We start from the raw sequence: 24,986 nt of genomic DNA on the forward strand, positions 1-24,986 counted from the left end.
TTCGGCTGTTCCCACGAGGCGATCGCCGATGCCACCTGCTCAGCCACCACGATCCGCGGCCGCCGTGACGAATGGATCCGCCTCGGGCTGTTCGCCCAGCTCAAACAGATCGCCCTGGACGCCTACGACCGGCTCGTCGGCCTGGTCCTGGACGACATCGCCGTGGACGGCTGCATCACCAAAGCCCCGGCGGCGGCGAGGTCGCCGGACGCTCCCCGGTCGACCGGGGCAAACAGGGAATGAAACGCTCCACCATGGTCGACGGCTACGGCATCCCCCTCGGTCGGGTCCTGGCCGGCGCGAACCGGCACGACTCACCCCTGCTCGGCCCCACCCTCGACCACCTCGACGACCTCGGCCCACTACCGCAGGCCATCACGGTGCACCTCGACGCCGGCTACGACTCCGCCACCACCCGAACGCTGCTGGCCGAACGCGGCCTGACCGGCGAGATCGCCCACAAGGGCGACAAAGCACCCATCCAAGCGAGCCAACGGTGGCACGTCGAACGGACAAACAGCTGGCACAACGCGTTCAACCGACTCCAACGCTGCCACGAACGAACAGAGAAAGTCATCGACGCCTACCTCGACCTCGCCGACGCGATCATCACCGTCCGCAGCCTCATCCGACGCGCGCTGATGTTGCTGGTCCCGATCGTTGGCTTCCTGGTGCCGGTGAGTCTTCCCTACGTCGTCCTACTTCTGGTGCCAGGAGCCACCGCGGGTGGCGAGTTCGCGGAGGCGATCGACAGAGTGGGTCACCTCACCGGCATCCTCGGCGTGCTGGTGGCGATACGCATCTTCCTCAACGGGCTGCGCTACATCGCCCAGCCCGGCAAGCCGCGCGGGAAGGTCCCGGGTCTGCGTTTTCCGGACGGTCTGTCCAGCAGGGGACGTGACCGGCTCGCCACCAACGCGTTCTGGTTCACGATGGCCCATACCGTCGAGCTGCTCGCCGCCATGTATCCCGTTCTCGTCCTGGTCGCGGTGATACCCGACCTGGCCGATTCCGCCGCGCCGACACCGGACGCCGAGCACGCCGCGCCGGACGTCGACTCCGCACTGCCCCCTCTGCTCGGCGTCATCGTGGCTTTCCTGGCGGTGACGCCGATGCTGGTGCCTGCTCACATTGCCGGATCCGTCCTGCGCCGTCGCTTGGCCGGATGGGAGTTGTCGGTAGAGATCTGCCAGTTGTTGGCTCCGCCTGACGTGGAAGAGCGCGCCGACTCGCTGGAGATGCCCGAACCTCTCCGCGCGGTGGCCGACGCCCACCGCGGCAGTCTGGTCGACATCGCCGTGCTGCTCGATCAAACCGCCGGGCTGTGGGATCGCCGGCAAACACGAGGGTTCGCCCCGCACCCCGCGGCGACCGTACTGCGAGCGGTGAGCGCGTCCATCCGACGACACCTGCAAAGCCCACAGTCGTGCGACCCGACGCTTCCCCTCGACCTGCAAGAAACGCTGCGCACGGTGCTGGACCTACTGGTCGAACCGGAAGGGACATCGTCACTGCCCGAACTCGCCTCAAGGGTTCAGGCGTTCGATGAGGACGGAAGTCCGACAGCAGAGACATTCGTCAAGCCACCCGGGCGCCTCGCGGTGGCGTTGACAAGGCTCACCGACAGCGCGCAGCGAACCGCTGCCGTCCTGGCCGCTGCGGCGGGAATGGCGGCCACCTTCATCGCTGTAGCGCTGACCGCAGCAGGGCAGATCGAGGCCGCTGAGCTGCTCGGCCACCTGAGGTGAGCAGCCTTACCGCTAGCCTGCGACAGTCCATTCAGCGGGTAGTCGCTCTGCGATGGGGGCCACCGCCGAGGCGATTCAGAAGGCACCCACCGCGCGCCTCGACTCCGATCAGCGCAGTGGTTCCGCACGGCTGTTGGGGCGTGTCGCCCCGGAGTGTGACTAGCACACGAAGACACGCTGGTGCAGCCGGCTCATCTCCTCACGGAGGTGCACGGCCACCGCGGGCAGGGACGGCGGCTGGCCGCTGTCCAGCGTCACCCGCACCGGTGTCCGTGAGTGCCGGTCGCCGCCCTCGAACCATCTCGCGGTCGGAAGCGACGGCACCCCGGCGCGCCGGGACAGGGTGGTGAGGGCTTGCACGGGCAGCAGGACCTGCACCGCCGGCAGGTTGAGCTCGCTGATGCCCGCGGTGACGTCCCCGGCGCAGCGCAGGCACGGCTGCACCGGCAGTGGCCGGTTGTCGGACGCCGCCGGGCCGCAGGGGGATGGTCCTGTCCGGCGTCGTTCATGCCCCACATACCCGACGCCGCCCGCCGCCTGTCCGCCGGTCGTGGGAGCCGCGAGGGCGAGTGGACGGTCGCGGCCCAGCAGGGCACGAAGGCGCTGGCGAAGAGGTGTCGGCGCGCCATCCCATGGCCAGCGACCTCTGGTGGAACAGGATGTACGCGTCCTGGTCCTCATCCGGGCCCCGCCACGGATGCGGCGGCAGCTCACCGTAGCAAGCGGCGAACATGGTGCCCGCGAAGACACGGGCACCCTGCTCCGGGCCGGGCTGGGCTTCCCCGCGGCCGTCCGCCTCTCGCTTCCCGGTCACCGGCTCAACCTAGCCCTTCAAGATGCTGGTCGCCGCCAGCCTTGCGGTAGCCGGCATACACTGGGCACCGCGGGCACCGGGCGCGGTCGCATAGCCGGCAGAGGTGGGCCAAGCCGTGGACGCCGGCGACCTCGTCGTGCAGCAGAGTGCGGCGATCTCGGCGAGCTGACCCCGCTGCGCGACACTCAGCGGCGCGAGCAGCGCTGTCAGCGCCTCAAGGGCCTCGCGCGGTCGCTACGGCTTCGCGCCATTGATCAACGCCGGCAGCGCTGATAGCCTGCGGACAGAATCGGGATTTGCACGCGTCCGGTGGCTGGGTAGGCGCGTCTCTTCGTCATGCGAGGAGAACGCCGTGTCATACCGAGAACTCTTCCGCGCGAGCCGTCTTGCCATCTTCCCCGTGGGCCTGCTGGCGCGTCTGCCGTACGCCATGACACCCCTGGGTACTCTCCTGTTGCTGCAGCAGGCGACGGGCAGCTATGCCTTCGCGGGGCTGGCTGCCGCCGCGCAAAGCCTCGCGATCGGGGCAGGAGGCATCGCCGTTGGCCGCCTCGCCGATCGCACCAGCATCCGCCGGCTCGGACTCATCATGGCCGTCGCGAACGCCATCGCTCTTACCGGCCTGCTCGCCACGACCACCGCTGGCGAGGTCGCGATGTTCGCCGCCGCTGTCCTCGTCGGCGCAACTCAGCCGCAGGTAGGTCCGCTCGTGCGTGTCCACTGGTCCCACCTGACCCGATCGCGACCTGATCAGCCCGGCTTGATCACCACCGCACTGTCATATGAAGCGGCAGCGGACGAGGCAAGCTTCATCGCCGGACCCGCCCTCGTCGGACTCCTCGCCGCAGCATCCGCACCGGTACCGGCCGCAGCGCCGCTGACTGCCTGCATCGTGCTCCTCGTCGCCGCCGCCATGCCGGTCGCGTTGCTCTACCGCAATGCACCGGACAAAGCACCAGAGCAATCGACCGCCGTGCCGCTACCCAAAGCGGGACTCGCCGCCCTGTGTGCCGCCATGGCCGTCATCGGCGCCCTCTTCGGCACCGTGCAGGTAGGGGTGACCGCCTACGCCACAGCCGCAGACAACCCCTCCGCCGGCGGACTCACCTACGCTGCGCTGGGCGCGGGAAGCGCCGCCGCCGGCATCGCATACGCCTGGATCCCAGCCCGGATCTCCATGCGAACCCGATACCGCATCTCCGCGGCGACGCTTCTGATCGCCATGCTCTCGCTACCGGCAGCCGGGACGTCGCTGCCACTGGAGGCCGCGATGCTGGTTGCAGGATTGGCCATCGCGCCACACATGATCACGCTCTACGCCATGACCGAGCAACTAGCGCCCACCCGAGTCGCCATCACCATGACCATCGTCTGCGCGGCAGGCCCAGTCGGCACCGCCGCAGGCCAAGCCCTCGCTGGCCTGCTAGTAGAGCAATCCGGACACCGCGCCGCATTCACCCTGGCACCCCTGCTCGCAGCCGTAGCGCTCACCCTAGCGCTGACCAGCCGTGTCGCCTCACCTCTACAAACTGGCGCGGTCACGACCCGAACCGCAGACGCCAGCAGCAGAATCTGACCGAACCACCCCCAACCTTCCTGGGTCATGCCAAGTGCAACCCTGCTGATGAGCTGGTCCCTCTGACAGTTCTCGCCGAAGATGCCGCACCCGATATGCCACGTCGGCGTTCTCCGCCACCGACGACCGAGTCCTGTCACGCCACCGCGCGCCTCAGATCGGACCAGCGTGGCAGCACTTCCGGACTGACCGGGCGTGTCGCCTCGGTCGTCGAGCGTGAGGTGAACCAGCCGGCGGAACTACGCTCAAGTGACGCGGCCACGGCCGCGCAGCCCCGAGGAGGTAGCGGGCGGGGCGCGGTCGCTCGCGGTGCGCGCGCCGCGGTCATCGCGCGGCGGGCGGCGCGAGCGGCGGCGCACATGCCGCGCGGCCCGTGGCATTAGAGGTTGCGGCAGTCTCCGCGCTCGTCGGGTTGGTGGGCGGAGGCGACGTCGAAGGCGAGCCGCCACAGCAGCGGATCGGTGACGTCGTCGGGCAGCACGGCCTGGGTGCTGAGTCGTTCGCGTGGCACAGCTGGACACCTTCCGTCGACGGATCACGCCGCCCGCCCAAGGGGGCGGGCGGCGGACACCATCGACGCTCAGCTTTAGGCGAAGGTCAAGTCGTCACGCGACTCGCCTGAGGCTGCCGGGAGGGATCAGGCCGCTTGTTGGTCCTGTGGGCCGAACTTCCACCGCCAGGCGAGGCGGTGGCGGCCGAAGGTGCGGCGTTCGCCCTTGAACCCGGCACGCAGGAGTTTGATGTCGGCGACGAGGCGGATGATCTCCCGCTTGACCGCAATGTCGTCACCGAGGTCCTGCCACGCCTGCACCGCCTGGTCGCCGATGCGTCCGCGCAGCACGGCGGGGATCCCGGCGTCGGCGGCGCGTTGCTCGTGCTCGGCGATCTGCGCAAGGAGCCCCTTCTCGGCGCGGGCGTAGGCGATCGCGGTGACCTCGCCCTCCTCACCCAGCTTCCGCCAGTCCTCCAGCTCGCCGCGCAGTCGTTGCGCTTCGGCGCGGGCGTGGGCGACTTCCTCGTCGGTGGCGCTGGCGGCGGTGAGGATGTCGTGCACGTCGGGGCGGGACAGCCATGCCACCACCGTGCGCTGCACGTACTCGTCGAGAAATTCGGCCTTGACCGCGGCGCACCGCTTGTGCAGGCACGAGTACACCTGCCCGGTCCAGCCGTGCCGGTTCGCCTTCTGCGACGACAGCGGCCCGTCACACACCCCGCAGCGCACCAGGTACGACAGTAGATGCACCGCGCGGGCAGGCCGCGTGGTCGTGCGGGACGGGTCGCCCAGCATCCGCACCACCGACCAGTACGTCTCCTCCTCGACCAGGGCGGGCCAGATCCCGTCGCCGACGATCTCCCCTCGGAGTACCCGCTTGCCGATGTAGGCCGGATTCATGAGTTGCTTGCGCAGGATGCCGCGCCGCCAGATCCCGCCCTGCGACGCCGGGATGCCGAGTCGGTTCAGTTCGGCCTCCCGGACGGTCAGCGGCGTGCCTTCGGAGATCTTGCGGAAGTTGTCCCGGACCACCTGCGCGTGCGAGTACTCGGTGACGGTCCCGTCCGCCGCCACGGCGGTGCGGATCTCAGTGTCGGGCTCCTGGCGCAGCAGGGCCTTGGTGCGCTGGTCGTAGATCCGCCGGTACCCGTAGGTGATCTTCCCGTGCGGGCGGCCCGCTTCGGCCGCGCCGACGATACCGCGCAGCACGTTGTCGCGGATCGAATCGGCCATCCACTCCGCCTGCACCGCCTGGAAGCCGAGCATCATCCGGTCGTTCTTGTCCCGCAGGTCGTACAGCACCCCGCCGACAAGCCAGAAGTTGAGACCCACCTCGTGGCACATGTCCCGGATCTTCACGAACACCGCGAGGTCCCGTTCCTTGCGGGAGATCTCCCACACCACCAGCACGTCGCCCTTACCGGAGCGGATCTGCTCGATCAACAACTCGAACTGCTCCCGCTCCTTGGTAGCGCGGCGGCTGGCCGAGCGGTGGTTGTCAGTGAACGACCCCGCATCGGTCCAGGACCGCTTCGTGATCTCCGCCAGGTTCAACACGCCCTGGTCGTGGACGCTCTTGCCCTGCTCCTTCTTGTCCTGACTCGCGCGCTGATACCGCAACGCTCGTACCTCTACGCCACCGGCCAGCAGCGCGTCCTTGCTGTCAAACCGGCCCCGGTTCCCCGACCGGGCCTTACGCCGTACCATCAGAGCCGTCCCCCTAGATCGACGTTCGTGTCGGCAACATCGACCATAGCTTCTAACGATTCTTGACAGTGCCGACGGTGACGCCGAGCAGGTCGGCGGCCTCGGCTTCGGTGCGGTCCTCGAAGAACCGCAGGACCAGCACGGCGCGCTGCTTGGCGGACAGCCGGGCCAGCGCGGCTCGCAGGGTGAGCCGCAGGGTGGTCTGCTGCGCGTGGTCGGCGGCCGAGTCGCCTCCGCGTGGCTCGGGCAGATCACCCGGCATCGACTCGGCCACCTTGCGACGCCGCCACCAGGAGACCTGAAGGTGGTACATGGTCTTGCGGGTGTACGCCTCGGCGTTCCCGCTGTGGTGCAGCCGGTTCCACGACCGGTGGGTCCGGGCCAGCGCCGACTGGACGAGATCCTCGGCCAGGTGCTGGTCACCGGTCAGAAGGTAGGCCGAACGCAGCAGCGCTGGCGTGCGCGTCCGGACGAACGAATCGAACTCACTCAGCTGAGGGTCCACACGGGCCGATCCTTGGGGTCAGGTGGTGCATCATCGTGATGCCTCCCCAGACGTCGCCCCGCGCGGGCATGGTTGCCCCGCGGGACGAGCAATTTCCGGCGGGCCGACAAATCGGATCGCCGCCCTGGAAGGCATGGCCGTACGCTGCGGCAATGCTGCTACGGATGTCGACCCTGCTGCTCCGGACCCGGCGCGAGGACCCGGCGGACGCGGAGGTGCCGAGCCACCGACTGCTGCTCCGCGCCGGCTACATCCGGCGCGCCGCCCCCGGCGGCTACACCTGGCTGCCGCTGGGCAAGCTCGTCCTCGACCGGGTCACCGAGGTGATCCGCTCGGAGATGCTCGCGATCGGTGACCAGGAGGTGCACTTCCCGGCGCTGCTGCCGGCGGAGCCGTACCGGACCAGCGGGCGGTGGACGGAGTACGGCGACGACATCTTCACCCTCGCCGACCGGCGGGGCGCCGACCACCTGCTCGCCCCCACCCACGAGGAGTTGGCGGCGCTGCTGGTGAAGGACCTGTTCACCTCGTACCGGGACTTCCCGGTGACGCTGTTCCAGGTGCAGACGAAGTTCCGCGACGAGGCCCGGCCCCGGGCCGGCCTGCTGCGCGGGCGCGAGTTCCTGATGAAGGACGCGTACTCCTTCGACCTGGACCAGGCCGGGTTGCAGGCGGCGTACGACCGGCACCGGGAGGCGTACCGGAAGGTGTTCGACCGGCTCGGCCTCGGGTACACGGTGGTGCACGCGATGTCGGGCGCGATGGGCGGCTCGGCCTCGGAGGAGTTCCTGGCCGCCGCGGAGGTCGGCGAGGACACGTACGTGGGCTGCACGGCATGCGACTACGCCGCGAACACCGAGGCGGTCACCACGCCCGCCCCGCCGGCCGGCGACCCGGACACGCAGCCGGCCACGGAGGTGCACGACACGCCGGAGACGCCGACGATCGCCAGTCTGGTCGACCTGGCCAACGACCGCCGCCTCGCCGGCCGCGCCGACTGGACCGCCGCCGACACCCTCAAGAACGTCGTCCTCACCGTCCGCCGGCCCGATGCCGAGCCGGAGCTGCTGGTGATCGGGCTGCCCGGCGACCGGGAGGTGGACCTCAAGCGCGTCGACGCCGCGCTCGCACCGGCCACCGTCGCGGTCTTCGACGGCTGGGCGGACCAGCCGGAGCTGGTCCGCGGCTACATCGGGCCGCAGGTCATGGCGAAGCTCGACATCCGGTACCTGGTGGACCCGCGGGTGGTGCCCGGCACGGCGTGGCTGACCGGCGCCAACGAACCGGGCCGGCACGCCACGAACGTCATCTGCGGCCGGGACTTCGTGCCCGACGGCACGATCGAGGGGGCCGAGGTCCGGCCCGGGGACCCGTGCCCGGCCTGCGGCACCGGTGAGCTGACCCTGCGCCGGGGCATCGAGATCGGGCACATCTTCCAGCTCGGCCGCCGCTACACCGACGCCTTCGCGGTGGACGTGCTCGGGCCGGAGGGCAAGCCGGTGCGGCCCACGATGGGCTGCTACGGCATCGGGGTGTCCCGGGCGGTCGCGGCGATCGCCGAACAGCACCACGACGAGCGCGGTCTCGTCTGGCCGGCGGCGGTCGCGCCGTGTGACGTACACCTGGTGGCGGCCGGAAAGGGCCCGCAGCTGGAGGCGGCGCTCGACCTCGGCGGACGCCTCGCCGCCGCCGGCCTGCGGGTGCTGGTCGACGACCGGACGCACGTCTCCGCCGGGGTGAAGTTCACCGACGCGGAGCTGGTCGGCATCCCGCGCACCGTCGTGGTCGGCCGCCGTCTCGCCGACGGGTACGCCGAGCTGCGCGACCGGGCCACCGGCAAGCGCACCGAGCTGCCGATGGACGGTCTGGTCGAACGCCTCACCGCCGACATGCGTGTGGTGTAGTCGAGACGTCACGGGGTACCGCACCCCGATCGGGTGGATCGTTACTGGAGGGCTCCCATGGCCGGTTACAAGGTCAGCGACGTGATGACGAAGCAGGTCATCTACCTGCCGACGGAGACCACCCTGGACGAGGCGGCGAAGGTGATGAAGGAGGCCGACATCGGCGACGTGGTCGTCACCGAGGGGGCCACTCTCGCCGGCATGCTCACCGATCGCGACATCGTGGTGCGGGCCGTCGCCGAGCGCAGCGACCCGGCCGTCACGACCATCGGGTCGATCATCACCCGCGAGGTCGTGATGATCGAGCAGAACTGCACGGCGGGTGAGGCGGCGGCGCTGATGCGGGAGCGGGGTGTCCGGCGGGTGCTGGTCTGCGACAGCGAGCGGAAGCTGGTCGGCATCGTCTCCCTCGGTGACCTGGCCATGCAGCTCGACCCCCAGTCCGCCCTCGGCCAAATCAGCGAGCAGGCCCCGACGGTGTAAGGAAGGGCCCCTTGTTAACGCCTCCGGTAGAGGAAGGGCCCCTTCTTAACACCTCCCGTCGGACGCAGTCGCCAGCGGTAGCCTGGCGGGATGCCCGAGATGCCGACCCGGCTGGCCGAGATCGTCGACGAGTTCGCCGCCGCACCCCGCGACGTCGTGCTGGAGATGCTGCTGGAGTACGCCGACGTCATCCCGCCGCTGCCGCCCGAGCAGGCGGACCGGGAGGGCATGGAGCAGGTGCCGGAGTGCCAGACGGCGTTCTTCCTGCGTGCCCGGGTGACCCCGGAGGGCACCGTCGAGACGCTGTTCGACTGCCCGCCCGAGGCCCCCACCACCCGCGCGTTCGCCGGCATCCTCGCCGAGGGGCTCGCCGGGGCCACGCCGGCGGAGGTGCTGGCCGTTCCCGACGACCTCTACCAGCGGATGGGGCTCGCCCAGGCGATCAGCCCGCTGCGCGTACGTGGCGGCACCGCGATCCTGGCCCGGCTCAAGCGCCAGGTCCGGGAACAGAGCCGCTGACCGGGGAGTTGTCACCGGGCATGGAGATCGAGATCTACGCCGACGTGGTGTGCCCCTGGTGCTACATCGGCAAGCGCCGGCTGGAGCAGGCCCTCGCGTCGTACGACGGTGACGTGACGGTCCGCTACCGGCCCTTCCAGCTCGACCCGACGCCGGTGCCGGAGTCCCGTCCGCTGATCGACGCGCTCGCGGACAAGTTCGGCGGCCGCGCCCGGGCGGAGCAGATGGCCGCCCACGTCACCGGGGTGGCCGCGGGTGCGGGTCTGACGCTGAACTTCGGCCATGCTCTGGCCGCGAACACCTTCGACGCGCACCGGCTGATCTCCTGGGCCACCGACCGTGGTCGGGCCGGTGAGACGGTGGACGCACTTTTCCGCGCGCACTTCACCGACGGCGTCGACATCGGGTCGCGGGACACGCTGGCCGCGCTCGCCGGCGAAGCCGGTCTGGACGCGGCCGAGGCGCGCGCCTTCCTCGACTCCGACGAGCGGGTCGCCGAGGTCCGTGCCGAGTTGGCCGACGCGCGGCAGCTCGGCGTCACGAGCGTCCCGACCTTCGTGCTGGCCGGGAGGTACGCCGTCACCGGCGCCCAGGAGCCGGAGACCCTCGTCGCCGCGCTCGAGGAGGTGCGCCGCCGCGAGGCCGGCGAGACCTCAGTCAATTGATGATCATCATGTTTCACGTGCAACAGCATCGATGATCGTCTTCGGCTACGCGGTGGTCGCCCGCCGCTCAGGCGGGTCGGGCCAGGTCGTCGAGCACGCGGGCGTTCGGTAGCGCACCGAGCGCCGGGCCGGGCAGCGCGATCTTGCTGTGCCGCACTCCGGAGCCGATGATCACATGCGGGGTGGCGATCACCCGCGCGTCGACCAGGATCGGCCACTCCTCGGGCAGGCCGATGGGCGTGATGCCGCCGTACTCCATGCCGGTCGACTCCACCGCGTCGGCCATCGGGGCGAAGCTCGCCTTGCGCACGTCGAGCGCCCGCCGGACCACGTTGTTCACATCCGCCCGCGTGGTCGCGAGCACGACGCAGGCCGCGTAGCGCACGAGGCCCTCGCGCTTGCCGGCGACCACCACGCAGTTTGCCGACACGTCGAGGCCCACGTCGTACGCCTCGCAGAACGCCGCCGTGTCGGCCAGATCGGCGTCGATCGGCGCCACCAGCACGTCGTCGACGTCCACCGGCGCGTCGGCGGGCCACTGCGCGAGGGCGGCGGCCACCGGCGCGGCGAGCAGATCCGGGCGGGTACGGGCAGATTCGGTCTTCAGCGTCCCCATCACGGGTGCGATCCTCGCACCCGTGATGGGGAACCGCCCACCGACCGGCGGTGCCGACGGTCGTGTTAACAACGGGCCCTTCCTCTACCGCAGGCGTTAACAAGGGGCCCTTCCTTACACCTCAGCTGCCGGTGAGGAAGCCGTTCTCGCGGAGCAGGGTGCGGTCGCGGTGGGCGGCCAGCTCCGCGGCGCGCTCGGCCTGGATCCGGCGCACCTCCATCTCCTCCAGCGCGTGCCGGATCGCGAGCCGGATCACCCCGTAGAGGAAGACGAACCCGCCGACGTACAGGATCACGGTGGTCACCATGGCGAACATGGCGCCACCGTAGGCCGGACGTGAACGGCGCGAACGTTCACTTTGCGCCGGTTCCCCCATACGTGTCGCTCAGGTACTCCGACCAGGTGCGGATGCCGCGCGGAGCCGCCCCGGTGACCAGCCCGCCCGCCCGCAGTTCCCGGCCCAGCCGACCGGGTACGCGCACCGCCAGCAGCGGTCGGCGCGTACCCCGGGCCGCGTTCCACGCCCGGACCGCCTCGTCGAACCGGAGCACCTGCGGCCCGCCGTACTCCTCGACCGCCCGCAGCGGGCCGGCGGTGAGCCGCTGCACCAGCCGCTCCGCGACATCGCGCGGGTCGACCGGCTGGGCGACCACCGCCCGGTCCCCGATCACCGGCCCGAGCCGGCTCGCACCCCGCAGCATCTCGTCGAGGAACCCACCGAACTGGGTGGCCCGCAGCACCGTCCACGGCACCTCACCGGCGCCCACCACCTGCTCGGCATCCCGCTTGTGCCGGTAGTAGGGGATCGGCACCCGGTCCACGCCCACGATCGACACGTACACCAGGTGGCGGACGCCGGCCTCGCCGGCGGCGACGACCAGCCGGCGCGTGCCGAGCACGTCGACCCGGTAGGTCTGCCGCCCGTTCGGCGCGGACGCCAGGTGCAGGACCGCGTCGACGCCGGCGACCGCCGCTCGCAACCCCTCCCCGGTCGCCAGGTCCACCGACACCCACTCGACCGTCGGCTCGTCGCGGGCGTGCCGGCTCGTCGCCCGTACGCTCCACCCCTCGTCGAGCAGCCGGGGCACGACGACCCGCCCCAGCCGTCCACCCGCGCCGGTCACCAGGACCCGCATGCCGTCCTCCTCCGCGTTCAGGCTGTTCCACACCGGTAGACGGGGCCGGACGGCGACCCGTGACCCGGCGAGAGCCGGCTCACTGGAGCGCGTCCTGCAACGTCAGCGCGAGGAACAGCGCGATCACCACCTCGCTGATCAGCCAGGAGTGCCGGTCGGCCCAGTCCCGCATCCGGGGCAGCACCGCCGCCGCCCGCGGACCGAGCAGGAGCAGCGCCAGCAGCGGCACCGCCAGCAGCAGCACGGTGAGCAGGACGAACGGCAGCAGGTGCCACCACGGCAGGTCGTGCCGGGCCGTGCTCGCGCCCGCGCTGAGCATGGTGAGGTCGTCCACGGGCATCGCACCGAGGAGCAGCGCCGCCAGCCGGGCCGCGTACGCCGGGCCGGACCGCTGCAACCGGTCGATCCAGGACGGCGTGCCACCGCGGTGTCGCCGGACGAACACGACCACCGCCAGCACGACCAGCACCGCGATGACGAACCAGTCGATCCAGCCCTCGATCGTCCGGCGATCGGCGCCGCCCGCGGGCAGATTGACCTTGACCGTGCGGGTGGCCAGCCAGCTCAGCGTCGTGCCAGCGGCGACGACGACGGTCGCACCGGCCAGATACCCCAGCGACGCGGCGCGTGGCCGCTCGGCGGAGGCGAGGAACACCGCCGCGACCAGCGGGGTCCCGGCGACCATCACGACGGCCATCGGGAGGGTGCCGAGGAACTCCATCGCCCGTCATCCTCTCGGGCCGGGCCCGGTCGCCGCGGCGTTTTCCCCGGACCGTCGTCCCGCTCACCGCGTCGCCGGCACCACCCGGTGGGCCAGCAGAGCGCCCAGCAGCCCCAGCCCGGCGGCGACCGCCAGCGTGCCGGCGTAGCTGCCCGGACCGGGTGCCGCGCTCGCCGCGAGCAGCGCACCGGTCAGGGCCAGGACGGTCGCCGCGAAGAGCGAGTCCCCCAGTTGCAGCGACGAGCTGTTCCGGCCCTGCTCCCCGGGGGCGGACAGCTCCAGCGTGAGCACCGACAGCGAGGGGTAGAGCAGGCCCATCCCCAGCCCCGCCCCCGCCCACCCGAGGACGGCGACCCACACCGGCACGGCCGGCACCAGGGCGGACGTCACCACGGCGGTGCCGAGGGTGATGCAGGCGAGGCCGACCGTCGGCAGCGTCGCGCGGGAGCGTGGCACCGGCATCCGCCCCTGCAGCCACGAGCCACCCGACCAGGCCAGCGCGCCCACGGTGAGGACCAGCCCGGCGGCGGTGGGCGACAGACCCCGCTCCCGCGTCAGCATCAGCGGGATCACCACCTCGGCGGCGACGAACGCGGCGGACGCCAGCCCGCGCAGCCCGATCACGGTGGGCAGGCCCCGGCCGGCCCGGAGGAATCCCGCCGGCAGCAGCCGGGGCGCGCTGACCAGGAGCCCGGCCAGCGCCGCCCCCACCAGCGCGACGGCGGTGATCCCGCGCTGCTGCCCCCCGACGTGCAACAGTGCGGCGCTCACCGCCGCCGCTCCGGCCCAGCCGAGCCGGGTCAGCGCGCCAGCCGGACGACCGGCCGCCGGTACCGCGCCGACCGCCCGCAGCCCCGGACCGATCAGCAGGCCCGCCGGTACGGCCACCGCCGGCACCGCCAGGAAGACCCAGCGCCAGCCGAGGTGCTCGACCACCAGGCCCGCCACGGCCGGGCCGACCAGGGACGGCACGACCCACGCCGCCGCGAACGCGGCGAAGATCCGCCGGTGCAACCGCTCCGGGTACACGCGCCCCACGACCACGTACAGCGCCACTGACAGCAGGCCGGACCCGAACCCCTGCACCACCCGGCCGACCACCAGGACCTCCATGGAGGTGGCGCTCCCGGCCACCACCAGGCCCGCCACGAACCACCCGAGGCCGTGCCACACCGGGCCGCTCGGCCCGCGCATGTCCGACCAGAGCCCGGACAGCACCATGGCGAGCACACCGGCGGCGAAGGGCCCGCCGAAGGCGATGCCGTACAGGGCGATGCCGTCGAGACCGCGCGCGACGGTCGGCATGGCGGTGCCGACCGCCAGCGCCTCGAACGCCAGCAGGGAGACCAACGCCACGACACCCACCGTCATCGCCCGCAGGCGCGGTGCGAACAGCCCACCGGCCGGCGTGGGCGGGGCCGGGGTCGTCATCGTGGCGGTCACCGGGCACCCCGACTCTCACCCGTCACCGGCATCCACCACAGGTCACGGCTCTCGCCGGGCCATCGCCAATCGATCAGCACCCGCCCAGCGTGCGACCTCAACCGCAGTTGAGGTCAAGCGTGACTACGCGGCCTCCAACGCCTCGCCCAGCCCCTTGGCGAGCCCGGACAGGTGCTGGTCCGCGAGCAGGTGACCGGCGGTGATCACCAGCGCGAGCGGCCATTCGATGACCTGGAGCGCGGCCAGCACCCCCAGGCCCGCGTAGTACGCCAACTTGTCCGGCGGCGGCACCGCCACCTCACCCAGCACCGGGACGTCCACCCGGCGGCTGAACGCCCGGACCGTCTCGCGTTCCCCGCTGAGCTCCCGCGTCAGCGTGCTCATTGCGACCTCCACTAGAACGGCGACGGCACCCGGATTCCACCGACCCGCCCGTCCACACCCGGCCGGCCAGGGAAACTTTGCTGCTCCCCGGGGCATAACGGACGTCCGGCCGGGAAGCCAGCCCGCCGGAGGAGCAGGCATGGGAGGCGAGATGGAGTACGGCGGCGGGAACAGCAGCACCGGGGGGTCGGGCCGGCACCTGTCCGGTCGTACGCCTCGATGACGCCGCTGGGCCGGGTCGCCGGCCGTCTTCGCCCTCCGGCCGCCGTGTCGCAGGTGGTGGGGGAGGCGTCCCGGAATCTCGGCTCGGCCGCGGTCCGGCTGGCCGGGGTCGCCGGCCTGACCCGCCGTCGGGTCTGGTCCCGTCCGGGCCGGCACCACATCGAGGTGCACGGCGTCTGCCAGGACGGCGGGGACGTCCTCGCCCGGCAGGTCGAGCGGGCGCTTGAGGGGATGCCCGGCGTGGCGTGGGCGCGGGTGAACGCACCGTCCGGCCGGGTGGTCGTCGCCGTCGAGTCGCCCGAGCCGAAGCTGCGTGACCTGATCGCGACCGTCGACCGGGCCGAACGCATCTGTCCCCACGAGCCCGACCCGGAGATCCCGCCCCCGCATCCGCCCGAGGAGGGGCCGCGCACCCCCCGTACGCTCGGCGCGCTCGTGTCCGACGCGCTCGGTCTCACCATCTCGGCCGCGACCCGGATCCTGCCCTTCACCCCTGCCCCCGCCGAGGTCGCCGGCCTGCTCGGCGCCGTCGACCTGCATCCGAAGCTGCACGCCCTCGCCAACCGCGGGCTGCGGGCCGACCCCCGCGCCGACCTGCTCTTCCCGCTGGCCGAGGCGGTGGTGCAGGGTCTGACCGGCGGTTGGACCGGCATCGTGCTCGATGGTGCCCAGCGCGTCGTGCAGTGGGGTGAGGCCCGGGCTCAGCTCGCGGCGTGGACGAAGGCCGAACCCCGGCTGACCGGCGACCCGGAGCGGGCCGTCGCCCGCACCCTGGACTCCGAGCGGCCCCGGCCGAAGCCGGACGGGCCGGTCGAGAGGTACGTGACGCGGATGCTCCACACCGGCGCGGTCGCCGCGGCGGCGGCCACCCCGCTCGTCGGCGGCAAGCGGGCCGCGGCGCTCGGCCTCTCCGCACTGCCGAAGGCCCCCGGCTCGGGTCGTGAGGGGTACGCCGCCCAACTCGGGAACCTGCTGGCGCGGCGCGGCGTCATCGCCATGGACCGTGGCGTGCTGCGGGAACTCGACCGGATCGACACGTTGGTTCTCGACGCCGCCGTGCTCGGCTCCGACCGGGGGCTGCTGGCCGACCTGGCTCCCCTCGGGGACGCCGACGCGGGCGAGGTGGCCTCGCGCGCGTTCGCGCTCTTCGACCCGGACGAGCCCGACGCGTGCCGGGAGGCCGACGGCTGGCGGATCGGTCCGGTCGACACGCTCGGCGCCGCGGACCCGGGGAACACCCCGGAGAGCGAGCGGCTACGGGCGGCGGACGGCCGGGTGCTCGGTCTGGCGCACGATGACCGGCTCGTCGCGGTGCTGCGGGTCGAGGCGGAACCTGCGCCGGGCGTGGACATCCTGCCGGCCGCCGCCCGGCGGGCGGGGCTGCGGCTGGTCGTGGCCGGAGACGACCCCGACCGGTACGACTTCGCCGACGCCGTCCTGCCCGGCGGTGAGCAGCTCGCCGGGACGGTACGCCGGCTGCAACAGGACGGCGCGGTGGTGATGCTGGTGTCCGGGGACCGGACGGCGCTCGGCGCCGCCGACTGCGGTCTCGGCATGGCCAGCGACGAGGAGTTGCCCCCGTGGGGTGCGCACCTTCTGGTCGGCACCGATCCGCGGGTGTCCGCGCTGGTGGTGGAGGCGGCCGGCGTGGCGCGGCGGATGAGCGCGCAGAACATCCGGCTCGCGCTCGCCGGCACCGGGCTCGGCGCCCTGTCCGCGTTCACCACCGACCGGGAACTGCTCCCCGGCCGGACCCTGGCGGCGGTGAACGGCACCGCCGCGCTGGCGTTCGCCAACGGCGTGTGGCGTGCTCACCACCTGCCCAACCCGGCCGACGCGCCCGCCCCGCGCAAGGCGGTTCCCTGGCACCTGATGCCGGTGGAGACGGTCCTCGACCAGCTCCACAGCACCCCCGACGGCCTGGAGTGCGCCGAGGCCGCCCGGCGGCGGGGCGGCGTCGGACCCGACGGCCGCGCCCCGTCCACCCTGCTCCGGGCGTTCCTCGACGAGCTGGCCAACCCGCTCACCCCGGTCCTCGCCGCCGGGGCGGTGCTGTCCGCCTCCTTCGGCTCGCTCGTCGACGCCGCCCTGGTCGGCGGTGTGCTCGGCGGGTCGGCCCTGGTCGGCGCGGTGCACGAGCGCAACACCGAGCGTTCCCTGGCCGAACTGCTGTCCCGCTCGGCGGTCACCGCCCGGGTCCGGCGGGACGGCACCGACCGCGTGGTGCCCGCCGACGAGCTGGTTCCCGGCGATGTGATCGTTCTCGAACCGGGCGACGCCGTACCCGCCGACTGCCGGGTCCTGGAGGCGGTCGGGCTGGAGGCCGACGAGTCCTCGCTCACCGGCGAGTCGCTGCCGGTGAGCAAGACCGACCAGCCGGTCGCCGCGGCCGCCGTCGCCGAGCGGCGCTCCATGGTGTACGAGGGCACCACCGTCGCCGCCGGGCAGGGCCGGGCGGTCGTCGTCGCCACCGGTGCCGACACCGAGGCCGGGCGCAGCATGGCGTTGGCCCGGCACGCTGCGCCCAGCGGCGGTGTCGAGGCGCGGCTCGGCGGGCTGACCAGCAAGTCCGTACCGCTCGCGCTGGGCTCGGCGATCGCCGTCGCGGGCGCCGGCGTGGCTCGGGGCGTACCCCTGGCGGAGACGGCCGCGACCGCCGCGAACCTGGCGGTCGCGTCGGTGCCCGAGGGGTTGCCGTTCCTCGTCAGCGCCGCGCAACTCGCCGCGGCCCGGCGGCTGGCCGAGCACGGCGCCCTGGTCCGCAACCCGCGCACGATCGAGGCGCTCGGTCGGGTCGACGTCCTCTGCTTCGACAAGACCGGCACGCTGACCGAGGGTCGGCTGGTGCTCTCCGGCGTCGGCGACGGGGACCGGTACGCCCCGGTCGACCGGCTCGACGACCATCTCCGCACGGTGCTCGCGGTCGCGCTCCGCGCCACACCGGACGCCGAGGATCCGGAGCAGCTCCCGGAGCAGACCGACCGCGCGGTTCGCCGGGCGGCGCGGGAGGCCGGCGCGGTGGAGCAGACCGGGGCGGCGGCCTGGCATCCTGTCGGAGGGTTGCCCTTCGAGCCGTCCCGCGGCTACCACGCCACCGTCGGCACCTGCGACGGGGGCCTGCTGCTCAGTCTCAAGGGCGCCCCGGAGACCGTGCTGCCCCGCTGCGTGAACCGGCGCACGGAGGCCGGCGTGGTGCCGATGGACGAGCCCAACCGGGCGGCGGTGCAGCACGAGTTGACCCGCCACGCCGGGGCCGGGCAGCGGGTCCTCGCGATCGCCGAACGGGCCGTGGACGACGAGACCGTCACCGACGACGACGTCCGGGGCCTGACCTTCGTCGGGATCCTGGCGCTGGGTGACGGGATCCGCGCCAGCGCCGCGCCGGCCGTCGCCAGCATCCGCAGGGCCGGCGTGCACACCGTGATGATCACCGGCGACCATCCCGCCACCGCCGAGGCGATCGCGTCGGTGATCAGCGCCGGCGACGGCCAGCGGGTGGTCACCGCCGCGGAACTCGACGACCTGGACGACGAGGCAATGGCCGCCCGACTGGTCACCACCGACGTGGTCGCCCGGTGCACCCCCGCCCACAAGGTACGGATCATCCAGGCGTTGCAGGCCTGCGGCCGGTGCGTGGCGATGACCGGTGACGGCGCGAACGACGCCCCGGCCATCCGTCTCGCCGACGTCGGCATCGCGCTCGGCCAGCGCGGCACCCCCGCCGCCCGGGCCGCCGCCGACCTGGTCGTCATGGACGACCGGCTGGAGACCATCATCGCCACGCTGACCGAGGGACGGGCCATGTGGTCGTCGGTCCGGCACGCGCTGAGCATCCTCGTCGGCGGCAACCTGGGCGAGATCGCGTTCAGCATCGTCACCGCCGCCGCCGACGGCCGTTCCGCCCTCAACGGCCGCCAACTGCTGCTGGTCAACCTGCTCACCGACCTGGCCCCCGCGCTGGCCATCGCGGTCCGCCCGCCGCGCCCCGAGCACAGCGAGGCCCTGCTCCGGGAGGGCCCGGACACCTCCCTCGGCACCACCCTGGACCGGGAGATCGGGGTCCGCGCCACCTCCACCGCGCTCGGCGCCACCGCCGGCTGGGCGCTGGCCCGGTGGGCGGCCGGTTCACCCCGCCGGGCCGGCACCGTCGCCCTGGTGTCGCTGGTCGGTACGCAGCTCGGCCAGACCCTGCTGGCCGGCGGCACCACGCCCGGCGTCCTCATCTCCACCGCCGGATCGGTGGGCGTGCTCGTGCTGGTCGTGCAGACCCCCGGCCTCAGCCAGTTCTTCGGCTGCACCCCGCTCGGGCCGATCGGCTGGACGATCGCCACCGGCTCCGCGGTCGGCGCCACCCTCGCCAACGGCGCCGTGGCCCGGCTGGTGGAGCGCCTGCCGGCCCCGCCGCGAGCCGCCACCGACCTGATGCACCGCCTGCCGCTGCTACCCGACGCGGACCTGCTGCACCGGCTGCGCCGGTGGCCGACCGGCGGGCAACCCGGACCCGACGGGCAGCGTGGTCCCGACGGCGCTACCGCCGGCCAGCCCGGTCCGGACCGGTCGGCCGCGGAGCGTCCCGCGGACGCCCCGACCGCGTGAGTCCAGCGATCAGGGGTACGGGTGTCCCCGTGAGCGGGAACGCGGGTCACCATGGACGGCCGGCAGGGCGCCGAGCTGGGGTCGTGCCGTGCCGTCAGCTGCGCTCGGAGATGGCCTCGATGAGGTCACCGACCGGGCGCTCCGGCAGGGACCGGGCCACGTCGGCGACGGCCACGATGCCGACGAGATCGTGCCCGTCGATCACCGGCAGCCGGCGCACCTTGTACTGGCTCATCGTCCGCAGGATCTCGGCCGCGTCGTCGTCGGCGCCGATGGTGACGGCCTCACCCTGCGCCAGCTCACCGGCGGTGACATTGGCCGGGTCGCGGCCCTCGGCGAGCACCTTCACCACGATGTCGCGGTCGGTCAGCATTCCCTTGAGCCGGTTGTCGTCCCCGCAGATCGGCAGCGAACCGACACCCAACTGGGCCATCTGCTTCGCCGCCGTCCGGAGGTCGTCCTGCTCACGGACGCAGGTCACGTCCTGGGTCATGATCTCGCGTGCGGTCGGCATGGGTTGTGACACCTCACTTCCGGGGGGTTGTTGCCGTTTCTCCTACCCCCACGGTCGCGGCCCATGCGCGCACGTTCACTGCCAGGTGGCCGCCGCCCGGCGCAGCCGGTCGTTGATCGCCCGGCCGACACCCACGTCGGGCACCGGCTCGGCGACGATCTCGGTGACGCCGGTGCTGTCCAGCCGGTGCAGCGCGTCGAACAGCCGGGCCGCCGCCTCGGTCAGGTCGCCGCCGGCGGAGAGCACCGCCACCTCGGCCCAGTCGCCCGCCGGCCGGTCCCGGAACGCGAGGTAGCCCCGCCGGGCACCGTCGCCGGCCGCCGGCTCCGCGCCGGAGACCACCCGCAACGGCGTACGCGGGGCGTAGTGCGCCGCGAGCGCGCCGGGCGCCACCGGCTGCCCGGAGCTGCCCGGGCGTACGACCACCGGCCCGACCGCCTCCTCCAGCGACTCGACCGGCAGCGCACCGAGGCGCAGCACCACCGGCTGGTCCCCCCGCACGTCCACGATCGTCGACTCGATGCCGCAGCGAGCCGGCCCGCCGTCGAGCACCACGTCCACCGCCGCGCTCAGGCCGCGTACGACGTGCTCGGCCCGGGTCGGGCTCAGCTGGCCGAAGCGGTTGGCGCTCGGCGCGGCCACCGGCACCCCGGCCGCCGCGATCAACGCCCGCGCGGCATCGTGATCCGGCACCCGCACCGCCATCGTCTCAAGACCCGACGTGACGATCGGTGGGATCACCGCCGGCCGATCCACGATTAGGGTCAGCGGCCCCGGCCAGAACCGCTCGGCGAGCGCGGCCACCGCCGCCGGCACCGAGCCCACCAGCTTCTCCAGCTCCGCCGCCTCGGCCAGGTGTGTGATCAGCGGGTCGAAGCTCGGCCGTGCCTTTGCCTCGAAGATCCGGGCCACCGCCCGCGCGTCGAGCGCGTTGGCGCCCAGCCCGTACACGGTCTCGGTGGGGAAGGCCACCAACCCCCCGGTACGCAGGACGGAAGCCGCCTCGGCGATGCCGCTGTCGGCGGGCAGGACTCGCGGTGTGCTCACACGTCCGACGCTAACGTGCCGCGGCCTACGACCTCCGCACGGCCCTCCGACGCCGCCCCACCAGCATCAGGCTGGCTGGCATTCATCGTGGACGAAGAAGTCGGCCAGACCCAGCTCCAACGGGCCATCAACGCGCTTGCGCGTGAGCTGCGGTTCGTCTACTTCGACGGTGACGGCTGCCTCGACCACCAGTAGTCGGTGTCTCCGACTGAGCCTCGGTGTGGCAGAGCGTGTGCGGTTGCGGCCGTGAGCAGGCCGGATGATGTGGTGAGCCGGAGGTACCACCATGCGAACCACACCGTCATGATCGCCGGTGACCCGCTTCCCCTGGCAGCGGCAGCAGCGGTCGCAGGCCGGCCCGGGTCGTGACGGAGTACCGTGTGCGACGCGTCGGAGTGCGCGGATCAGACCGCTCGGCCGCAACACTTCTTGTACTTGGCCGTCGATCCGCACCAGCATGGTGAGTTGCGCGGTGGCGGCCATGCGATTGTGTGCTCCTCCGGCAGGGTCTCGCTGTAGCGGGTCTTGAGCGCCGGATCGAGGGCGGACTCACCAACCCGGTCCGCGAACTCGCAGAGACCGGTGACAGTTGCCGGCACCACCCGGATGGCTGGCACACCGCTGTTCGTCAACTCACGCCACCGGCGCTCCGCAGCCTGATAGTGCTCGTCGTCGGTCACGGCGTGTTCCTGAGGCCACCGCCGTCGCGCCTCGGCCCGCTCCTGGCGCTGAAAGATCACCATCCGCACCTGCCGTGGCACCCGTCCAGACTTCACGGCGTCCCGCACACCATCCACGTCGACGATCTGCCGCCGCTGCGTCGGCGCCGCCGGAGCCAGCTCATCGGTAGCGTCCGGAACCAGACCCAACTGCTGACGGACCTCACGACGGCCGCGAATCATCACCGACGACATCTGCATCCAGCCATCCGAGCCGCTCAGCGCCCGCAACTCCTCGGTCGACAGGCGGGCCACCGCCCGGTCGTACCAGCGCAACGCACCGTGCAGATCGCCTCGCTCGGCGAGGAGTTCGGCGACCAGCGTGCAGTGACCGTCGTTCGTCGCCGCGTCGCAAGCCAGGCGGTCCAGCACGTCATGCGCCTCGTCGGCGTCGCCTTGCTCGAATCGCACCTCTGCGAGCTGCACCGTCGCGTAGCAGCCGTCCTCGCCGCCGTCAGCGATCAGTCTGTTCAGCAGGTCGGCTGCGCGATCGAGCCGCCCCCGCCCGGCGCCATGTGTCTGCAGCCTCGAGCAGGATCTCACCCCGCTCGTCCGGATACTGCTCTACCTCGGCCTCAAGGGCTGCGGCCTCGGCAGCCACGTTCATCGACACGGCGCTCACCGTACTCAATGCCTCCGGCGTCGGAGGGCCAGGGGCGTCAGGAGCGGTAGACATCCCTTCGATGATCTATGTCCACAACGGTCACGGTGCGGTTATCATCGTCGTCGCGGTAGATGATCCGGTAGGTGCCTCGACGGGCACTGAACCGATCTGACAACGGCGGCAGCAAGCGCTTCCCGACCCGGTAGGGCTCTCGCACCAACGGCCCGGTCATGAACTCGTACGCGGCAACCGCGACGGCCTCTGGCAACCGTTCGGCGAGCGCTCGACGGACGGTCGGCGTGGCGCGCAGCGTGTACGGACCTTCCGGCAGCCGCCGACTCACGCGGCAGAGGCGCGACGGGCGCGAATGGTCTCCGCAAGCTGGTCGGCGGACACCTCTTCACCTCGGGCCAGTTCCGCGTCGGAGTCGGCCAGCCGTCGCAGGGTACCCGCATCTCCGAGAACCGCGACGGTTTCCTCGAGCCGCTCAAGATCTTCCACCGAAACCAGCACGGCGGACGGCCGGCCGTGCACCGTCACCGTCACCCGCTCGTGGTGGTCGTGCACCCGCCCCACCAGCTCAGAGAGCCGGGTCTTCACTTCCCCCAACGGCAGCGTCGTCATGGTCACAAGTATGACCAAAATCCGCCTTGGGTGTCCACCGTTTCGACGGATGCTACGCCGGCAAGTTCGCCTGGTGACCACATCCCGCTACAAGCCGGCAGGCGAGAAAGATGCGTGGAGCCCAGGGGACTCGAACCCCTAACCCCCGCCTTGCAAAGATCAAGACTACTGTCGGCCGGCGTCGGCTACTGCCGCTGACCTGCTCGTCCTGTCGACTCGCGTCGACTCATGACCGGGCCAGTCTGCTGGCTTGGCTGTACGGATGGCTGTACAGCCATCTAGTCCTCGGCAACCAGGTAGGGCGCGTAGCCGAGAGGAACCTCGCTCACCTCTAGCTCGCTGAAGATCAGGTTGAGGTTGTGTCCATTCATCTCGATGCGGACCTCGTGGAAGTCGATTCCAACTTGCTCAGCCCATTCTTGGGCGCGCCGCGAGTCGGCAACCAGCTGCGCTCCGGGGTAGAGCGACTGCCATCTCACTGCCCACACGTAGCCGTCGAGGTCCGGCCCGGTCTCCGGGTCCGTCAACCGTTCATCCAACGACTCCCGCCAGGTGTTCGAGCTCAGGGCGGTGCTCGCCTCGGCCTGCACGCAGTGCTTGAAGAGGTATCGAAGATGCGCCGGCTGGATGCCGGTCCTCGGGTCCGCCGTCGCGTAGACGATGACCTCGTAGTCGCGCATGTAGTTGGTGTAGGCGTGGTACACCACGGCCTGGTCGAACATGTCGTCCAGTGCTCGGCGCAACTCGGCGATCTCCACGCCGCCTGTTCTATCAGGCGCGCCGGCCGGCCTTGGGGATTAGTAGTGCGTGCGCCTGGTGGCGCGACCCTGAGCGGGCGAAAATCGGGCTGGGGGCGTCCGGCTGACGTCGTTTCCTCTTGGCGCTGTCCGAGCCCGTATCAGAGAAGATCGCTGATGGCTGGTCAGGTGACCGCTTCCGTGCTCAGCCTGTCCGCCGGTGTCGGCTGGTGTTCCCGTCAGCGGATGGCCTTGTCTGTACGGATGGCTGTACGGCGCTCACGCCTCCGGGCCGTCCTTGGCGTGCCTGTCGCGCTCGCGAAGCCGCCGCAACCGCCGGAGATACTGCCCCGCGTAGGAGCGCTGCGCATCGTCCAGCGCCTGAGCTTCTGGGTCTACAAACGCCTCGTAGTAGGAGACCTCGGCCGGGTCCTGGTCGTGCTCGATCAGCTGACCGAGTGCCTCAGCATCCTGCGAAAGTGGCCGCCTCTTCGCAGCCTCCTCGCGCCAGACGTGCCCGCTGCTGTCGTCGTCCTGCACGGTGGCGATGGTAGACCCAACCAGGGTCGCCAACCTTCAGTTTGGAAGAGCGTGCTCAAGCGGTCGTGATGCCCGAAACGCCTGCGGGCGGCGGCCGGCCCGGCTGCGTCTCGTGTCCGCTCGTGCCCGCTGCGCGCCATGGTCACTGGCCCACGATGGCCCGCCAGCCTCTCGTGCACCCCCAGGGATCGTGGTGCGGACTACCCTGTCCGCCGTGACGACGATCGAGCAGCTTGAGCGGGAGGTCTGGCCGGATCCCGGTCCGGATGCCACCTCTCTCGTCAGGCGTTGCGTCAAGCTGCGACGTAAACCGTTGGCTGAGTTCACCGTCGAAGATCTGCGCATCATGCTCGGGCAGGAAATCGGCGTGCCCGCCTTGCTGCCCCGCGCGGTACAAGTTCTGCTCCGCGACCCGTTGGCTGAGGGCGACTATTACGCGGGCGACCTGCTTTCCAACGTGCTGCGGCTACCTGACTCGGCGTGGTCGAGCCTACGAGCGGAGCGGAAGCGGCTGGCATCTGTTCTAGCTGAGCTCGTTGCCGGTCCCCCGTTCTCCGACCCTGACCTTAAGCCTCGCGACCCGGACCGACTGCTTCGCGACGCCATCGTGCGATTTCTTGGGCAGTGAGAGCGGATCTCCTCGTCGGGCAGTCGTAGACCGTCCAGCCT

At 71.8% G+C, this 24,986-nt stretch carries 24 protein-coding genes and 2 pseudogenes; 8 read left to right on the plus strand and 18 right to left on the minus strand.

Annotated features, from left to right (window positions below; all coding sequences use genetic code 11):
* A pseudogene (locus AB0873_RS09940) lies at positions 1–638 on the plus strand (IS5 family transposase); the annotation flags it as partial.
* A gap of 1,269 nt (positions 639–1,907) precedes the next feature.
* Here AB0873_RS09940 and AB0873_RS09945 read toward each other — a convergent pair.
* Entirely contained in the window at positions 1,908–2,192 is a 285-nt protein-coding gene (locus AB0873_RS09945) for a hypothetical protein (RefSeq protein ID WP_366599320.1), read from the minus strand.
* Positions 2,193–2,914: 722 nt separating this feature from the next.
* Here AB0873_RS09945 and AB0873_RS09950 point away from each other — a divergent pair.
* On the plus strand, positions 2,915–4,138 hold the full coding sequence (locus AB0873_RS09950; RefSeq protein ID WP_366599321.1) for an MFS transporter: 1,224 nt from the start codon (positions 2,915–2,917) through the stop codon (positions 4,136–4,138).
* Positions 4,139–4,517: 379 nt separating this feature from the next.
* On the opposite strand, the gene AB0873_RS09955 is transcribed toward AB0873_RS09950, so the two are convergent.
* The 3 genes from AB0873_RS09955 to AB0873_RS09965 all read right to left on the minus strand — a co-directional run bounded on the left by AB0873_RS09955 (position 4,518) and on the right by AB0873_RS09965 (position 6,843).
* The gene (locus AB0873_RS09955; protein WP_366599322.1) at positions 4,518–4,649 is read right to left on the minus strand and encodes a hypothetical protein; all 132 of its coding nucleotides are present in this window, start codon (positions 4,647–4,649) and stop codon (positions 4,518–4,520) included.
* Positions 4,650–4,775: 126 nt separating this feature from the next.
* Positions 4,776–6,338: a recombinase family protein gene (locus AB0873_RS09960; protein WP_366599323.1), complete on the minus strand. Its 1,563-nt coding sequence runs from the start codon at positions 6,336–6,338 to the stop codon at positions 4,776–4,778.
* Between the two features lie 52 nt (positions 6,339–6,390).
* Positions 6,391–6,843 (minus strand): SigE family RNA polymerase sigma factor, encoded by a 453-nt coding sequence (locus AB0873_RS09965; RefSeq protein ID WP_366599324.1) that lies wholly within the window; start codon positions 6,841–6,843, stop codon positions 6,391–6,393.
* Positions 6,844–6,995: 152 nt separating this feature from the next.
* Here AB0873_RS09965 and AB0873_RS09970 point away from each other — a divergent pair, with 152 nt between their 5' ends.
* The 4 genes from AB0873_RS09970 (at position 6,996) to AB0873_RS09985 (ending at position 10,414) form a co-directional block, all read left to right on the plus strand.
* A complete protein-coding gene (locus tag AB0873_RS09970; protein WP_366599325.1) occupies positions 6,996–8,747 on the plus strand; it encodes a proline--tRNA ligase in 1,752 nt (583 codons plus the stop codon).
* A gap of 57 nt (positions 8,748–8,804) precedes the next feature.
* Complete coding sequence (locus AB0873_RS09975; protein WP_155329571.1) at positions 8,805–9,230, plus strand: CBS domain-containing protein; 426 nt, start codon at positions 8,805–8,807, stop codon at positions 9,228–9,230.
* A 90-nt stretch (positions 9,231–9,320) separates the two neighbouring features.
* Positions 9,321–9,749: a SufE family protein gene (locus AB0873_RS09980; protein WP_366599327.1), complete on the plus strand. Its 429-nt coding sequence runs from the start codon at positions 9,321–9,323 to the stop codon at positions 9,747–9,749.
* Positions 9,750–9,769: 20 nt separating this feature from the next.
* Positions 9,770–10,414: a DsbA family oxidoreductase gene (locus tag AB0873_RS09985; protein WP_366599328.1), complete on the plus strand. Its 645-nt coding sequence runs from the start codon at positions 9,770–9,772 to the stop codon at positions 10,412–10,414.
* 67 nt (positions 10,415–10,481) lie between these two features.
* Here the strand turns inward: AB0873_RS09985 and AB0873_RS09990 are convergent, their stop codons facing one another.
* The 6 genes from AB0873_RS09990 to AB0873_RS10015 form a co-directional block, all read right to left on the minus strand.
* On the minus strand, positions 10,482–11,030 hold the full coding sequence (locus AB0873_RS09990; RefSeq protein ID WP_366599524.1) for a YbaK/EbsC family protein: 549 nt from the start codon (positions 11,028–11,030) through the stop codon (positions 10,482–10,484).
* 121 nt (positions 11,031–11,151) lie between these two features.
* Positions 11,152–11,346, minus strand: coding sequence for a hypothetical protein (locus AB0873_RS09995; protein ID WP_155329574.1), 195 nt, complete (start codon positions 11,344–11,346; stop codon positions 11,152–11,154).
* 37 nt (positions 11,347–11,383) lie between these two features.
* On the minus strand, positions 11,384–12,199 hold the full coding sequence (locus AB0873_RS10000; protein ID WP_366599329.1) for an NAD(P)H-binding protein: 816 nt from the start codon (positions 12,197–12,199) through the stop codon (positions 11,384–11,386).
* A gap of 46 nt (positions 12,200–12,245) precedes the next feature.
* Entirely contained in the window at positions 12,246–12,887 is a 642-nt protein-coding gene (locus AB0873_RS10005; RefSeq protein ID WP_366599330.1) for a GAP family protein, read from the minus strand.
* Between the two features lie 63 nt (positions 12,888–12,950).
* Complete coding sequence (locus AB0873_RS10010) at positions 12,951–14,330, minus strand: MFS transporter (protein ID WP_366599331.1); 1,380 nt, start codon at positions 14,328–14,330, stop codon at positions 12,951–12,953.
* Positions 14,331–14,453: 123 nt separating this feature from the next.
* Positions 14,454–14,714: a hypothetical protein gene (locus AB0873_RS10015; protein ID WP_366599332.1), complete on the minus strand. Its 261-nt coding sequence runs from the start codon at positions 14,712–14,714 to the stop codon at positions 14,454–14,456.
* 219 nt (positions 14,715–14,933) lie between these two features.
* Between AB0873_RS10015 and AB0873_RS10020 the strand changes: the two are divergent.
* Positions 14,934–19,343 (plus strand): annotated as a pseudogene (locus AB0873_RS10020) (HAD-IC family P-type ATPase); the annotation flags it as partial.
* A 283-nt stretch (positions 19,344–19,626) separates the two neighbouring features.
* Here AB0873_RS10020 and AB0873_RS10025 read toward each other — a convergent pair.
* The 8 genes from AB0873_RS10025 to AB0873_RS10060 form a co-directional block, all read right to left on the minus strand.
* Positions 19,627–20,046, minus strand: coding sequence for a CBS domain-containing protein (locus AB0873_RS10025; RefSeq protein ID WP_366599333.1), 420 nt, complete (start codon positions 20,044–20,046; stop codon positions 19,627–19,629).
* Between the two features lie 75 nt (positions 20,047–20,121).
* Positions 20,122–21,075, minus strand: coding sequence for an L-threonylcarbamoyladenylate synthase (locus tag AB0873_RS10030; RefSeq protein ID WP_366599525.1), 954 nt, complete (start codon positions 21,073–21,075; stop codon positions 20,122–20,124).
* A 422-nt stretch (positions 21,076–21,497) separates the two neighbouring features.
* On the minus strand, positions 21,498–22,238 hold the full coding sequence (locus AB0873_RS10035; RefSeq protein WP_366599334.1) for an SEC-C domain-containing protein: 741 nt from the start codon (positions 22,236–22,238) through the stop codon (positions 21,498–21,500).
* 28 nt (positions 22,239–22,266) lie between these two features.
* On the minus strand, positions 22,267–22,425 hold the full coding sequence (locus AB0873_RS10040; RefSeq protein ID WP_366599335.1) for a hypothetical protein: 159 nt from the start codon (positions 22,423–22,425) through the stop codon (positions 22,267–22,269).
* Positions 22,426–22,471: 46 nt separating this feature from the next.
* Positions 22,472–22,759: a type II toxin-antitoxin system RelE/ParE family toxin gene (locus AB0873_RS10045; RefSeq protein ID WP_366599337.1), complete on the minus strand. Its 288-nt coding sequence runs from the start codon at positions 22,757–22,759 to the stop codon at positions 22,472–22,474.
* Positions 22,756–23,040 (minus strand): type II toxin-antitoxin system Phd/YefM family antitoxin, encoded by a 285-nt coding sequence (locus tag AB0873_RS10050; protein WP_091614758.1) that lies wholly within the window; start codon positions 23,038–23,040, stop codon positions 22,756–22,758. Before AB0873_RS10050 ends, AB0873_RS10045 begins: the two co-directional genes overlap by 4 nt.
* A 278-nt stretch (positions 23,041–23,318) precedes the next feature.
* Positions 23,319–23,798 (minus strand): hypothetical protein, encoded by a 480-nt coding sequence (locus AB0873_RS10055; protein ID WP_366599338.1) that lies wholly within the window; start codon positions 23,796–23,798, stop codon positions 23,319–23,321.
* Positions 23,799–24,056: 258 nt separating this feature from the next.
* Positions 24,057–24,317 carry a hypothetical protein gene (locus AB0873_RS10060; RefSeq protein ID WP_366599339.1) on the minus strand — a complete coding sequence of 87 codons (261 nt, stop codon included), beginning with the start codon at positions 24,315–24,317 and terminating at the stop codon, positions 24,057–24,059.
* A 214-nt stretch (positions 24,318–24,531) separates the two neighbouring features.
* Here AB0873_RS10060 and AB0873_RS10065 point away from each other — a divergent pair, with 214 nt between their 5' ends.
* Positions 24,532–24,945 carry a contact-dependent growth inhibition system immunity protein gene (locus tag AB0873_RS10065; RefSeq protein WP_366599340.1) on the plus strand — a complete coding sequence of 138 codons (414 nt, stop codon included), beginning with the start codon at positions 24,532–24,534 and terminating at the stop codon, positions 24,943–24,945.
* Positions 24,946–24,986: the final 41 nt, after the last annotated feature.

Origin of the sequence: Micromonospora sp. NPDC047707, from assembly GCF_040704235.1 — a bacterium.
Taxonomy (GTDB): Bacteria; Actinomycetota; Actinomycetes; order Mycobacteriales; family Micromonosporaceae; genus Micromonospora.